Source organism: Bradyrhizobium altum, from assembly GCF_020889705.1.
Taxonomy (GTDB): Bacteria; Pseudomonadota; Alphaproteobacteria; order Rhizobiales; family Xanthobacteraceae; genus Bradyrhizobium; species Bradyrhizobium altum.
In genome coordinates this window covers 1-12,819 of record NZ_JACMYP010000251.1, presented here as the reverse complement: position 1 = coordinate 12,819, position 12,819 = coordinate 1, and the positions used below count along the sequence as shown (strand labels likewise).

Genomic DNA, 12,819 nt, shown 5'->3' with positions numbered 1-12,819 from the left:
CCCGCCGCAAATTTGCCGAGCACTTCGCCGAGGCCTCGCCGGTCGGGATCGGCGAGAAGGGCGAGGCCCGTCCGGTCAGCGAGTGGCGCGCCGCGTTCTCGGCGGTCGGGGACGAAGTCGCAACCGCCGACACCGCGATCCGCGACGCCGCGCGCAAGCAGCGCGACATCGATCGCGAGATCGCACGCCTCGAAGCCGATCGCGCCGCCAAGCCGCCGAGCAAGCTCGAGGTGCGGATCGAACTTGCCTCCGCGGCCGCGACCCGCGCGACATTGCGGGTGACCTATGCGGTGCGCAACGCCCGCTGGATGCCGCTCTACGACGCCCGCCTCGACACCGGCGCCAAGGATCGCAAGCCCGCGATCGAATTGGTGCGCCGCGCCGAGATCACCCAGGCGACCGGCGAGGACTGGTCAAACGTGGCGCTCGCCGTCTCCACCGTGCGCGTCGCCCGCGGCGGCAATGCGCCCGACCTCAATTCGCTGATCGTGCGATATCCGCAGCCGCCGCGGGCGACGATGTCGCTGCTACCCTCGGCGAGCATGCGGTCACGCGAAGCCCTGGCGCCCGCGCCAGCGGCCGACATGGCCGACGCACTCGGCGGCAAACTCGCCGAGGAGCGGGAGGCAACCGCCGAGGTCGGTGCCTTCCAGGCCACCTTCAAAATCCCCGGCCGCGTCAGCGTCGCCGCCAATCAGGGCGCCAAGAGCCTGCGTATCTCGACGGCGACGATCACCCCTGATCTCGCGGTGCGCGCCGTTCCGGTGATCGATCCGACCGCGTTCCTGGAGGCGAGCTTCGTGCAGGCCGACGAGGCGCCGCTGTTGCCGGGGCAGGTCTCGATCTATCGCGACGGCATCTTTGTCGGCCGCAGCCGGATGGCCACCGCCGCCAAGGACGAGACCGTGCGGCTCGGCTTCGGCGCCGACGACAAGGTCAAGATCGAGCGCACGGTGGTGAAGCGCAATGAAGGCTCCGCCGGGCTGATCGTGACGACGTCGAAGACCGACGAACGCGCGTTCAAGACCACGGTGCGCAACGGCCACGACTTCCCGATCAAGGTCGCGATCCAGGATCAACTCCCGGTCAGCGAGAACGACGATATCGTGGTCGAGATGCTGCCGTCGTCGACGCCTGCGACGACAACCAATCTGCGCGACAGACGCGGGGTGCTGGAATGGGCATTCGAGGCCAAGGCCGGCGAAGTCCGTGACATCAATTTCGCCTGGCGGATGCGCTGGCCCAAGGACAAGGGCGTCGTGATGGTGCCGGCGGGCTGATCTGCACCGGCGGCCGATGACTTCCCTCCCGATCTCGGGCATCACTTTGCCAACGGCAAAAAAGCCGAGATCGGGAGGATCCATGAGCTACCAGCACATCAACGTCGATGATCCGCGTCCGCGCGTCCGCCGCATCACGCTGAACCGGCCCGAGAAGCGCAATGCGCTGAACAACCGCCTGCGCGGCGAGATCTTCGAGGTGCTGGAGCAGGCCGACCGCGACCCCGACATTTCGATCTCGATCCTGCGTGGCGCGGGTCCGTGCTTCTCGGCGGGCTATGATCTCTCCGCCGACAACCGCGTCGACCAGCCCTATCATTCGGCGTCCGGTCCCGGCCAGTGGTCGCGCCACGTCGTCGAGGGCTGGTTCTCGATCTGGGATCTTGCCAAGCCGGTGGTCGCGCAGGTGCACGGCTACTGCCTCGCCGGCGGCACCGAGCTCGCGACCGCCTGCGACGTGGTCTATGTCGCCGACGATGCCCAGATCGGTTATCCGCCGGTGCGGCTGATGAGCCCGCCCGACATGCAGTATCACCCCTGGCTGGTCGGCATGCGCCGCGCCATGGAATTGATGCTGACGGGCGATGCGATGTCCGGCCGCGAGGCCGCCGAGTGGGGCTATGCGACCCGCTCGTTCCCACTCGCAGAGCTGGAGGCGAAGACGCTCGATTTCGCCGAGCGCGCGGCGAAGGTGCCGGTCGAGCTGCAGCAGCTCAACAAGCGAAGCGTGCATCGCGCGATGGAAATCATGGGTGCCCGTGCCGCGATGCGCGCCGGCACCGAGATCCAGGCGCTGGCCTTCACCACCGAGGCGAGCAAGGCCTACATGGCCGGCTTCCGCCGCGACGGCGGCAGCGTGAAGGCCCAACTTGACCAGCGCGACACCACGTTCGGGGATTACCGGACCAAGAAGGAGTGACGGCTTGATGGCGAACGCGGGCTAGAAGCCCGCGTCCTCCTCCAGCCATTGCTGATTGTCCCAGCGCGCGCGGCGGCCGACGATATATTCGCGAACATCGTCCATGAAGCGCACCTTGCTGGCGAGTGCTCCAATGAAGGCCGCCAGCGCCGCGATCCAGGGCCAAAGATGCATCAGCAGCGAGGCGGGTATCTGATTGGCGAACCCCGCGTGCAGCGCACCCGTGACCAGATAAGCCAACACGCCCCACGCAGCAGCCAAAATCGTCGCCACGACCTCATAGCTGTCTTGATGAAATCTCACCAACCGTCGCATCAATGCCAGGTAAGCAAAGTAGACGATCACGCCGAGAATCAAAGCGATGAGCCCGGGCGGAAGCCCCCAGCTCTGGTCCCAGCCCAGATACGCAACGAAGCCCGCGGCGATAAACGCCTCGATGTAGGTCAGGCTGGATTTTTCTCGCATGATTTGCCCCGAAGCGATTCAAGTATCGGCCGAGGCTATCATCATTGAGCGCTTCGGCAGAGGGGCAATTGCAAGACAACCGATGGCGCCTTGTCCAGCGCGATCCTATGTTCGGGAATTAGGATGAAGAAGGAGCGAGCTAACGTTGAGTGAGGCGGGGCAGCTCTATCACCGTCACCCTGAGGAGGCCGTAAAGCGGCCGTCTCGAAGGGCGACGGCCCGGATTGCTCCGCGCGGCATCGTCGGGGCCGTGCATCCTTCGAGGCTCGCTCCGCTCGCACCTCAGGATGACGGGACTGCTTCCGCATATTCGCTGTCATGCCCCGCCTTGAGCGGGGCATCCAGTACGCCGCGGCTTATCCGTTGAACCCGAACGCCTCTGGAATACTGGGTCGCCCGGTCCCGTCTACGCCAAGGCTTCGACGGGGCCATGAGTGCATGGCGCGCCGAAGCTTTAGCGGAGGCGGCAAGCCGGGCGACGACACCGTTGTGGGTGGCGACAGCAATCGCCTCATTTCGCCTTCAGGAAGTCGCCGACTTCGAGCAGCACGAACTCGTCGTCATCTGCCTTGTTCGGATCGCGGCTCGAGGAGAACGGCAGGTTGTTGTCGTTGCCGACGATGATGTGAGTCTCGTCGACCCGGTCGACGTTTTCGATGGTGAAGAACGGGAAGGTGTAGACGCCGTCGTTGAGCGGCTTGCGAGCCTTCTTGTTCGGATCGCGGATCTTCATCAGGTCGATATAGGCGATCTTGCGCACCGGCCTGCCGACATTGGCGTCCGACAGCTCGATCTTGTAGACGCGCTTGAATTTGGCGAGGTCAGGGAAACAGTTCTCGCCACGCTGGCCCTGCGGGCAGGCCTTGTCGGCGGTGCCTTCGCCATTGTCGCGCTCGATCACGAGGCCCTGGGCCGGATCGATCATGTTGAAGTCGCCGATCGCGTTGCCGTTCTGCTCGAACACATATTGCCAATAGCGACCGGTGAACTTCTCCGCCGCGACGTCGAATTCGAGGATGCGGGAGGCTTCCTTGCCGTCGACCTTCTCCCAGTCCTTCTTGTGGGCATCCCATAGCGGCCCTTCGAGCAGGCCGTAGAGGAACTTGCCGTCCTTGGAGGAGGCAAAGCCCTCATAGCCCTTGGAGCGGCGCAGATTGACGTTGGTGTAGCTCGCGCCGGGCGCGCCGGGCGACTGAACGGCCCAGTGATCCGGCGAGCGCACCGGCTTGCCGTCGGCGACCGTCTCGAACACGGCGAGGATCTTGCCGGTCTTGTCGGCCTTGAGGATGTAGGGCCCAAACTCGTCGCCGATCCAGAAGGTGGCGTTGATGATCTGGAAGCCTTCGGTGTCGAAGTCGGCGCCGGTGAGGTAGCGCCTGGCGGTGTCCTCATGCACGATGCGGAACGGCACCTTCTTGTCGGGATCGTGCAGGAACACGGTCTCCTGGCGTTCGATCTTGCCGCTCGCCCAATCCATCTTGTAGCGGTTCAGGTACAGCATCGAGTCCGCCGAGTTGTAGCGCGCGCCCATGCCGTTGTCGGTGATCACCCAGAACGAGCCGTCGGGCATCGCCTTGATGCCGGAATGGCCTTGCAGCGGCTGGCCCTTGAACGGCAGCGACACGCCGGTCGGCCGCTCGTAGGACTTGCCCATCACGGTGCCGATGGCGTCGACGCGCTTGCCGGTGGTGTATTTGCCCGACGTCTTCAAATCGTTCGGGGCATCGGCGGGAGCGTCGATGAAGCTCTCTGCCGGCATCACGGCGTGTCCTGCCAGCGTCGCCGGGAATTCGCCCTCGCTCTGCGCGAACGCCGGTGTGGCGAGCAGGATCGAGGCGACGGAACAGAGCAGTGACAGGCGCATGGTTGATCTCCCAAAGGACAAACGATGCGGTGTTCTCCGAGCCGCCTGTTACAGCCGGCTGACAATTTTGTGAACCGCGGATGTTGCGGCGGGATAAGCTTGCGGCGTTACGTCGCCTTGCCCGCCGGCCGCATCGTCTGCGGCAGCAGGAAGGGCACGCCGCTCGCGGTATAGTCGATCGTGGCGTCGATCTCGAAGATCTGCCTGAGCGTGTCGGCTTGCATCGCGGCGGCACGGTCGCCGTCGACGGCAAGCCGCCCACGATGCAGCAGCAGGATGCGGTCCGCGAACCGCATCGCGAGGTTGAGGTCGTGAAGGATCGCGATCACGGCGGTGCCGCGCGCGGCGCGCCGCCGGGCGGTTTCGACCAGATCGATCTGATGCCGCAAATCGAGGCTCGAGGTCGGCTCGTCCAGCAGCAACAGCCCCGGCCCATGCAGCGCCTCGCCGCAGGCAAGCTGCACCAGCACGCGGGCGAAATGCGCGCGCTGCTGCTCGCCCCCGGACAGCGTCGGCAGTTGCCTGAAACGGAAATGCGCCAGCCCGACCTCGTCCAGCGCGGCAGTGACCAGCGCCCGCGTCACCGCGCGCGGGCTCTCGCCGGCGCCCATGCTGACGATCTCCTCGACGGTGAACGGGAAGGTGACGTTGACGTGCTGCGACAGCATCGCGCGGTGCTGTGCCAGCTCGCGCGGACCATAGGCGCTGAGGTCGCGCTGCCTGAGCCGGATCGTTCCGCGCGACGGACGAAGATCGCCCGACAGCATCCGCAATAAGGTGGATTTGCCGGCGCCGTTGGGACCGACGATCGCGACCATCTCACCGGCGCCAATCTGCAGCGAGACCGCATCGACCAGCGCGGCGCCGCCGACCCTCATCGATACCGACTGCGCCTCCAGCAGCGCGGTCATATCGAGACCAGCCCGCGCTGGCGCAGCAGCATGGCGAGGAAGAACGGCCCGCCGATCGCCGCGGTCAGGATGCCGATCGGCATCTCAGCGGGGGCCACGATGGTACGCGCCACGGTGTCGGCGCCGACCAGCAGGATCGCACCGAGCAATGCGGAGGCCGGCAGCAGCAGGCGATGCCCGGGTCCGATCACCAGCCGCAGCAGATGCGGCACCACGATGCCGACGAAACCGACCACGCCGCAGACCGAAACCGCGACCCCGGTCATCGCCGACACCAGCACGATCGAGATCCGCTTCAGCCGTTCGACATCGACGCCGCTGTGGAATGCCTCGGCGTCGCCGAGCACCAGCACGTCGAGCCCGCGCGCAATCCAGAGACAGGCGATCAGCGCCGCGGCCAGCACCGGGGCCAGGGCCGTGAGTTTGGTCCAAGTCGCGCCGCTCAGCGAACCCAGCATCCAGAAGGTGATGTCGCGCAGCTGGCGGTCGTCGGCGACGAACACCACGAGCCCGATGCCGGCATTGGCGATCGCGGCAATCGCGAGCCCGGCCAGCAGGAAGATCGCAATCGAGGTCCGGCCGCCGCGGCTGGCAATGCCATAAAGCACGATGGTCGTGACCAGCGAGCCGGCGAAAGCCGCGATCGGCAGCAGCTGATGCTGCAGGAAGCGCAGGCTCTCGCCGAGCTGGCTGTCGGTGAATACGATCGCCGCCGCTGCGGCGAACGCGCCGCCGGAGGAGACGCCGACCAGCGCCGGATCGGCGAGGGGGTTGCGGAACAGGCCCTGCATGATTGTGCCTGATAGGGCAAGGAGTCCGCCGACCATCGCGGCCGCCGCGATCCGCGGGATCCGGATCGACCACACCACGAGCTCGTCGCGCGCGAGCAGCGGGTTGGCCACGCCGTCGACCCATAGTCCGAGCGCGGCGGGAAGCCGTGCCATTGGGATACCCGCGGCCCCGACCGTCAGGGCGATCAGCGCGCATCCTGCGAGCGCCGCGAGCAGGCAGAGCAGGGTGAGTGTCGCCGTTGGCCGCAGCGACATGCCGGCGCGCCGTTGCTTCGCACGCGCGGGGCGTTCGGCCAGCACGCTCATTGCCGGCAGTTCGCGGTCAGCGCCGCCGGCTTGAAGGTGGCGGCCTCCGGCGCCAGCGCCGGATAGAGCTTGACCGAGAGGTCGCGTGCCGCGGCCGCGGTGCGCGGCCCGAAGCCGAGCAAATAAAGCCCTTCCATCGAGATGAAGGCCTTGTTGGTGCCGACCGGCGTCAGCGCGAAGGCCGGATGCGTGAACACGGCATCCGATGTCAGCGAGTCCTTGCCGCGATCGATCGACAGCACGACGTCCGGTTTCGCGGCCACGATGGCCTCGTCGTTGACCGGCTTGTAGCCGTCGTAACCGTCGATCGCGTTGACGCCGCCGGCGAGCTGGATGATCTCGTCCGCGGCGGTCTTGTGGCCGGCGGCCAACGCCCGGCCGCTTAAGAGCGACATCACGAACATCACGCGCACCGGCTTTGCCACCTTGGCGCGCAACGTGCGCAGTTGTGCGAGGTCGCTCTCCACGGCTGTGGCCAGGCAGGCGGCGCGCGGGTCGGCGCCCATGGCATGGCCCACAAGTTTGATCTTCTCCACCAGCCCGGCCTCCGAGAACGTCTCCGGCACCAGCACCAGCGGCACCTTCGCCGCCTCCAGCACGTCCATGGTCTCCTTCGGCCCGGAGCCCTGCACTGCAAGCACCAGCGACGGATGCAGGCCGAGCACGCCCTCCGGCGACAGCTGGCGCATGTAGCCGACGTCGGGCTTCTCGCGCAGCGCGGACGGCGGGTAGAGGCTGGTCGCATCGACGCCGGCGATGCGGTCCTCGAAGCCGAGCGCATAAAGAATCTCGGTGATCGCGCCGCCGATCGAGACGATCCGCGTGGGATCGTCGATCACGACGTCGCGGTCGCGTGCGTCGTGCACGGTGATGCCCTCGGCGATCGCTGCGCCGATCGGCAGCAGACAGGAGAGCGCGAGCAGAGCGAGCGTGCGACAAATTGTCATCGGGGCCGTCACTTGGTCAGGATCAGCTTGTTCTGCGAGGTCAGCCGTAACCGGTACCGCTCTTCGCCATGCATGATGATGATCTCGCGCTCAGCCGAGAACAGGTCGCGGCTGTCGAGGCGATTCCCGTGCATGATGAGCGTTTTGGCCGCGTCAGGCGCCGATACGGCCTGATTTCCCGCCGCGCCGATGTTGTCTCCGGAAGGTGCCGACATGCTCGTGGTGCTGCGCCTACGAAATCTTCTAATGATGCTTGCTTGTATAAGCGGGCGAAGGCGCATTCCAACGGCTGCACTTTACAATCGATGTAAACAGCGCTGCCGCATTCTTGACCGTTTTGTTGCCGGCTCGTAACCAATCATCACACGATGCAGGCTTGTGGCTTGCATCGCAACGTAGCCAGCAAGCCGCTCCGTGGAGCGCACGCCAGCCAAACCAGAAATGCGATGATCGGGCTGGGGCTAGAATGGCTGACGGGGCTAGGGTTTCGCGCGCCTTGATTTTGGGTGCGTTGGTGTTTTCGTTTTCGGCAGCGCTGCCGGCAAGCGGCTTGGCGCAAACCGCCGATACGTCGGCTGCGCGTCCCGCGACCGAGCGGCCGAAGCAGGCCAAGCGGAAGCCAAAGCCCGCGGCCGAGCCGCAGGCGGCGGCGTCGCCTGCGACGAATGCGCGCGCGCAGATCGGCGCGGTGCCGGTGCAATCGCTCGACACCATCACGGCTGTCGCATCCAAGACCGAAGAGCGCGCGATCGACGCGCTGGCGCCGGTCAGCTCCGTCACGCTGGAGAAGATTCAGGGCCTGCAGCCGAACCGGGTCTCCGACATCTTCCATAACGTGCCCGGCGTCTCGTTCCAGGAGCGTGGCGACGATCCGGCGACCGTCATCAACATCCGCGGCCTGCAGGACTTCGGCCGCGTCGCCGTGGTGGTCGATGGCGCGCGGCAGAACTATCAGCGCACCGGCCACAACGCCAACGGCTCGTTCTTCCTCGATCCCGAATTGATCGGCGGCGTCGACGTGGTGCGCGGCCCGACCGCGAACATCTACGGCTCCGGCGCGATCGGCGGCGTGGTCTCGTTCCGCACCAAGGATATCGACGATGTGGTGCGTCCCGGCGAACGCTGGGGCGTCGACATGTCGGGGTCCTACGGCAGCAACAAGGATCGCGGCATGGGTTCGGTGTTCGGCGGCGTGCGCGCCGATCCGAATGTCGATGTGTTCGGCGGCGCGGTCTACCGCACCCAGAGCAACTACAAGGACGGGGCGGGCACCGAGATCGGCAACACCGGCGACGATATCGCGGCCGGCCTGATGAAGGTGACGATCCGCCCGGCCGAAGGCCACGAGTTCAAGATCGGCGGTGTCTTCCAGGATTACCAGTACAATATCGGTCAGCAAAACCGCGGCCCGACCACGACGGCAGCGCCGCTAGCAGCGATCGCGGGCTCCTCGGTCTACGTTTCCGATGCAAGGAACTACACGGGTACGCTGAGCTGGCGATATTCCAAGCCCGACGACATGTTGTTCGACTGGAACATCTCGGTCTACGGCAACCGCACCGACAACGACCAGGTCAAGACCTACAACAATCGCATCACCACCGGCGGCGGCGTCTGCACGCTGGCCAATCCCGGCAACAACATCTCCGGTTGCGTCGGCGACAAGCGCGGCTATTCGCTCGACACCGTCGGCCTCGACGTCAACAACACCTCGCGCTTCAATTTCGGCGACTGGCGCAACGCCGTGACCTACGGCTTCGACGCCTTCCGCGACGATGTCGAGACTTTCGACTCCCGCGGCAATTCCAACATCACGACGCCCGGCGGCCAGCGCACGGTGTCCGGCGGCTTCGTCCAGTTGAAGCAGAACTATTCGACCTGGCTCGAGCTCGTCAGCGCCGTCCGCTACGATCATTACGAGCTCACCTCGATCAACACCACGACGAGCGGCGACCGGCTGTCGCCGAAGATCACGGTCGGCGTCACGCCGGTGACCGGCTTCACGCCCTATGTGAGCTATGCCGAAGGCTATCGCGCGCCGTCGATCACCGAGACCCTGATCTCGGGCGGCCACGCCACCGGCGGCGGGCCGGCGCTGTTCAACTGCCCCGATGGCACCAGCGGCCTGTTCTGCTTCCTGCCCAATGCGGCGCTGCGACCCGAGGTCGGCAAGAACAAGGAAGCCGGCATCAATCTGAAGTATGACGGCATCTTCACCGCGAACGATTCATTCCGCGGCAAGATCAACGTGTTCCACAACGACGTCGACGGCTATATCGACCTCGTTCCGTCGGCGCCGACCACGACGCCGTTCGGACGCTTCAGCCAGTTCTACCAGTACCAGAACATCGCCCACGCCCGCATCGAGGGCTTTGAGCTCGAGACGATGTATGACGCGGGCGACTGGTTCGTGGGCGTCGCCGGCCATCTGATGCGCGGCCGGAACACCGGGACCAATGTCGGGCTCGCCACCATCACGCCGCGCAAGGTGACGACGACGGGAGGCGTCCGCCTGCTCGACCGCACGCTGATCATTGCAGCGCAATGGTCCTCGTTCGGCGCCAACAACGACCTGCCGGCGGGCTATCTGCCCTCGACCGGCTACGAGCTGGTCAACCTCTATCTGACCTGGAACGCCACCAAGGACATCACCTTCACGGCGTCGGTCGATAATCTCTTGAACCAGTACTACCGGCCCTATGCGATCCCGGGCTCCTCGACCGACGGCACGACGCAGAACGACGTGCTGTTCTCGAGCCCCGGTCCGGGCACCGTCTACAAGGCCGGGCTCAGGATTCACCTAGGTGGAGCGTAACGCGACAAGCCGATCATTCCATCCAGGTTGCTCCGGCCGCGCTGGTGCCCCCAGCGCGGCCTTGGCGTATTCCTTGGCGCATTCATGATATCACGAGATCAACCGGCAGGATCCAAGGCATCATCCGAGGCATCCGCCGTCAAACAGGAGAAGGCTTTCATGTTCATCGCAATGAACCGGTTTCAGGTGATCAAGGGCAAGGAACAGGCGTTCGAGACCGTCTGGAAGACCCGCGAATCCTATCTCGGCGATCTGCCGGGATTCATCGAATTTCACCTCGTGAAGGGCCCCGAGGCCGAGGACCACACGCTCTATGCGACCCATACGGTGTGGGCCAGCAAGTCGGCATTCGAGGACTGGACCAAGTCCGATGCGTTCCGCCGCGCCCATTCCCGCGCCGGCAACGAGACCGGCGGCAGCCTCTATCTCGGTCATCCCAAATTCGAAGGTTTTGAGGTGCTGATCACTGAGCGGGCCAAGAGCGCCGCGGCGTGACGGAGGCGATCGTGCTGGACTCAGAGCTTGCCGGGTTGAAGGCATATTTGGCCGACAATCCCGGCGCAGTGATCGAGGACGTCGCGCGCGAGCGCAAGGTGACGCCGCGCGCGGTGCTCGAGGCGCTGCCGGGCGGCATGGTGCGGATCGGAGCCGGCGAGTTCGCCGCCGCGATGCAGGACATCGCGGAATGGGGCGAGGTGACGCTGATCGTGCACACCGATGATGCGATCTTCGAATTCACCGGCGCCATTCCGAAAGGCGAAGTGGGCCGCGGCTATTTCAACCTGATGCAGCCGAAGGGCCTGCACGGCCATCTCAGGCATGAGCGCTGTGCGGCGATCGCCTTCGTCGAGCGGCCCTTCATGGGCAAGGTGTCGGCCTTCATCGCCTTCATCAATCTCGACGGCGGCATCATGTTCAAGGTGTTCGTCGGCCGTGACGAGACGCGCGCGTTGCGCGGCGACCAGCTGGCGCGCTTCCACGCGCTGGCGGACCGCATCGCACCGAAAGCGGGCTGAGACCGACGAAGGACGGGAGGCGACCATGTCGCATCGCAGGCTTGGGCAACGCATCGGGATGTTGGCGGGCGCCATGTTCGGAATGCTGCCGGGCGCGAGCCTTGCGGCGGCAGACGCCGCGCTGCTGCCGCGCAACCTCTCGCCCTGGGGCATGTTCGAGAGCGCCGACATCGTCGTGAAGGCGGTGATGATCGGGCTGACCTTCGCCTCGCTCGTGACCTGGACGGTCTGGCTCGCCAAGACCATCGAGATCCGCCGCAAGACGACGATTGCGCGGCAGCGGATCGTGCTGCTGGAGCGCGACACGCAGCTTGCCGAGGTCGAGCAGGCGAGCCGCGACGGCAACGATGCCGTGGCGCAGATCGTGCAGTCCGCGTCGCGCGAGGCCGCGCTGTCCGGCGGCATATTCGATGACGGCTTCAAGGAGCGCATCGCGCTGCGGCTGGAGCGGGTCGAGGCGGCGATGTCGCGGCAGATCGCGCGCGGCACCGGCGTGCTCGCGACCATCGGCGCCACCGCGCCGTTCGTCGGCCTGTTCGGCACGGTGTGGGGCATCATGAATGCCTTCATCGGCATCTCCGAGGCCCACACCACCAATCTTGCGGTGGTGGCACCTGGTATCGCGGAGGCGCTGCTTGCGACCGCGCTTGGCCTCGTTGCCGCGATCCCGGCGGTCGTGATCTACAATCATCTGACCCGCTCGATTGCCGCCTACCGCGCGCTGCTCGGCGACGCCTCGGTCATGGTGATGCTGCTCGTCAGCCGCGAGGGCGATCGCAGCCTGTTCCGGCTGGCGCGCGCCGCGGAGTAGGCGATGGGCGCGAAGCTTGGCACTGGCGGTGCGTTCGGCGGCCGGCGTCGCGGCGACGACGACCTGGCCGAGGCGCATGAGATCAACGTCACGCCGTTCATCGACGTCATGCTGGTGCTGCTGATCATCTTCATGGTGGCAGCGCCGCTGGCGACCGTCGATCTCGGCGTTGACCTGCCGGCCTCGACCGCGGAGCCGCAGCCGCGGCCGGACAAGCCGGTGTTCGTCACCGTGAAGCCCGACCTCTCGGTCGCGGTCGGCGAGGACGTGATCGCGCGCGACGCGCTGACCGCGACGCTCGACGGCGCCACGCAGGGCAAGAAGGACGAGCGCATCTTCCTGCGCGCCGACAAGGCAGTCAGCTATGGCGACCTGATGGAGGTGATGAACCTGTTGCGCAATGCCGGCTATCTCAAGATCGCGCTGGTCGGCCTCGACGGACGCAGCTGATTCCGATGAACGCGTATGCGCTTCATGATGCGGGCGACGAAATCAGGCTGAGGCGGTGGGGCCTGTCGGCGGCCGCGATCCTGGCCGCGCATGCGGCGCTGATTGCGCTCGGCATGACATGGGTCTCGGCGCCGCCGCCGGGTGTCGCGGTGCCGGCGGTGCTGGTCGATCTGACGCCGATCACGTCCTCGCCGGCGATCTCGGAGACCGAGCTGCCGCCGGGCCCGGCGATGCAGGAGGCTGA

General features: G+C 66.1%; 13 protein-coding genes and 1 pseudogene. 8 read left to right on the top strand and 6 right to left on the bottom strand.

What is annotated here, in order from left to right:
* Positions 1 to 1,280: mucoidy inhibitor MuiA family protein (locus H8B02_RS38090; RefSeq protein ID WP_229170907.1), on the top strand; the 1,280-nt coding region annotated here is incomplete at its 5' end.
* Between the two features lie 82 nt (positions 1,281 to 1,362).
* Positions 1,363 to 2,199 (top strand): enoyl-CoA hydratase-related protein, encoded by an 837-nt coding sequence (locus tag H8B02_RS38085; RefSeq protein WP_229170906.1) that lies wholly within the window; start codon positions 1,363 to 1,365, stop codon positions 2,197 to 2,199.
* A gap of 21 nt (positions 2,200 to 2,220) precedes the next feature.
* Here the strand turns inward: H8B02_RS38085 and H8B02_RS38080 are convergent, their stop codons facing one another.
* The 6 genes from H8B02_RS38080 to hemP form a co-directional block, all read right to left on the bottom strand.
* On the bottom strand, positions 2,221 to 2,664 hold the full coding sequence (locus tag H8B02_RS38080; protein WP_229170905.1) for a hypothetical protein: 444 nt from the start codon (positions 2,662 to 2,664) through the stop codon (positions 2,221 to 2,223).
* 511 nt (positions 2,665 to 3,175) lie between these two features.
* Positions 3,176 to 4,528: an esterase-like activity of phytase family protein gene (locus tag H8B02_RS38075; RefSeq protein WP_229170904.1), complete on the bottom strand. Its 1,353-nt coding sequence runs from the start codon at positions 4,526 to 4,528 to the stop codon at positions 3,176 to 3,178.
* 107 nt (positions 4,529 to 4,635) lie between these two features.
* Complete coding sequence (locus H8B02_RS38070; RefSeq protein ID WP_229170903.1) at positions 4,636 to 5,439, bottom strand: heme ABC transporter ATP-binding protein; 804 nt, start codon at positions 5,437 to 5,439, stop codon at positions 4,636 to 4,638.
* Positions 5,436 to 6,536 (bottom strand): FecCD family ABC transporter permease, encoded by a 1,101-nt coding sequence (locus H8B02_RS38065; protein ID WP_229170902.1) that lies wholly within the window; start codon positions 6,534 to 6,536, stop codon positions 5,436 to 5,438. The genes H8B02_RS38070 and H8B02_RS38065 overlap by 4 nt, the downstream gene beginning before the upstream one ends.
* Positions 6,533 to 7,483, bottom strand: coding sequence for a heme/hemin ABC transporter substrate-binding protein (locus tag H8B02_RS38060; protein WP_229170901.1), 951 nt, complete (start codon positions 7,481 to 7,483; stop codon positions 6,533 to 6,535). Before H8B02_RS38060 ends, H8B02_RS38065 begins: the two co-directional genes overlap by 4 nt.
* Before the next feature lie 8 nt (positions 7,484 to 7,491).
* Positions 7,492 to 7,698, bottom strand: coding sequence for a hemin uptake protein HemP (hemP, locus tag H8B02_RS38055; protein WP_229170900.1), 207 nt, complete (start codon positions 7,696 to 7,698; stop codon positions 7,492 to 7,494).
* A 251-nt stretch (positions 7,699 to 7,949) separates the two neighbouring features.
* On the opposite strand from hemP, the gene H8B02_RS38050 reads away from it, so the two are divergent.
* The 6 genes and pseudogenes from H8B02_RS38050 to H8B02_RS38025 all read left to right on the top strand — a co-directional run.
* The gene (locus tag H8B02_RS38050; protein ID WP_229170899.1) at positions 7,950 to 10,298 is read left to right on the top strand and encodes a TonB-dependent hemoglobin/transferrin/lactoferrin family receptor; all 2,349 of its coding nucleotides are present in this window, start codon (positions 7,950 to 7,952) and stop codon (positions 10,296 to 10,298) included.
* Between the two features lie 159 nt (positions 10,299 to 10,457).
* On the top strand, positions 10,458 to 10,793 hold the full coding sequence (gene hmuQ, locus H8B02_RS38045; RefSeq protein ID WP_229170898.1) for a heme-degrading protein HmuQ: 336 nt from the start codon (positions 10,458 to 10,460) through the stop codon (positions 10,791 to 10,793).
* A gap of 11 nt (positions 10,794 to 10,804) precedes the next feature.
* On the top strand, positions 10,805 to 11,314 hold the full coding sequence (hutX, locus tag H8B02_RS38040; protein ID WP_229170897.1) for a heme utilization cystosolic carrier protein HutX: 510 nt from the start codon (positions 10,805 to 10,807) through the stop codon (positions 11,312 to 11,314).
* A gap of 58 nt (positions 11,315 to 11,372) precedes the next feature.
* Positions 11,373 to 12,125, top strand: coding sequence for a tonB-system energizer ExbB (exbB, locus tag H8B02_RS38035; RefSeq protein ID WP_229170908.1), 753 nt, complete (start codon positions 11,373 to 11,375; stop codon positions 12,123 to 12,125).
* A 3-nt stretch (positions 12,126 to 12,128) separates the two neighbouring features.
* On the top strand, positions 12,129 to 12,575 hold the full coding sequence (gene exbD, locus H8B02_RS38030; protein ID WP_229170896.1) for a TonB system transport protein ExbD: 447 nt from the start codon (positions 12,129 to 12,131) through the stop codon (positions 12,573 to 12,575).
* A 5-nt stretch (positions 12,576 to 12,580) separates the two neighbouring features.
* Positions 12,581 to 12,819, top strand: a pseudogene (locus H8B02_RS38025) (energy transducer TonB); the annotation flags it as partial.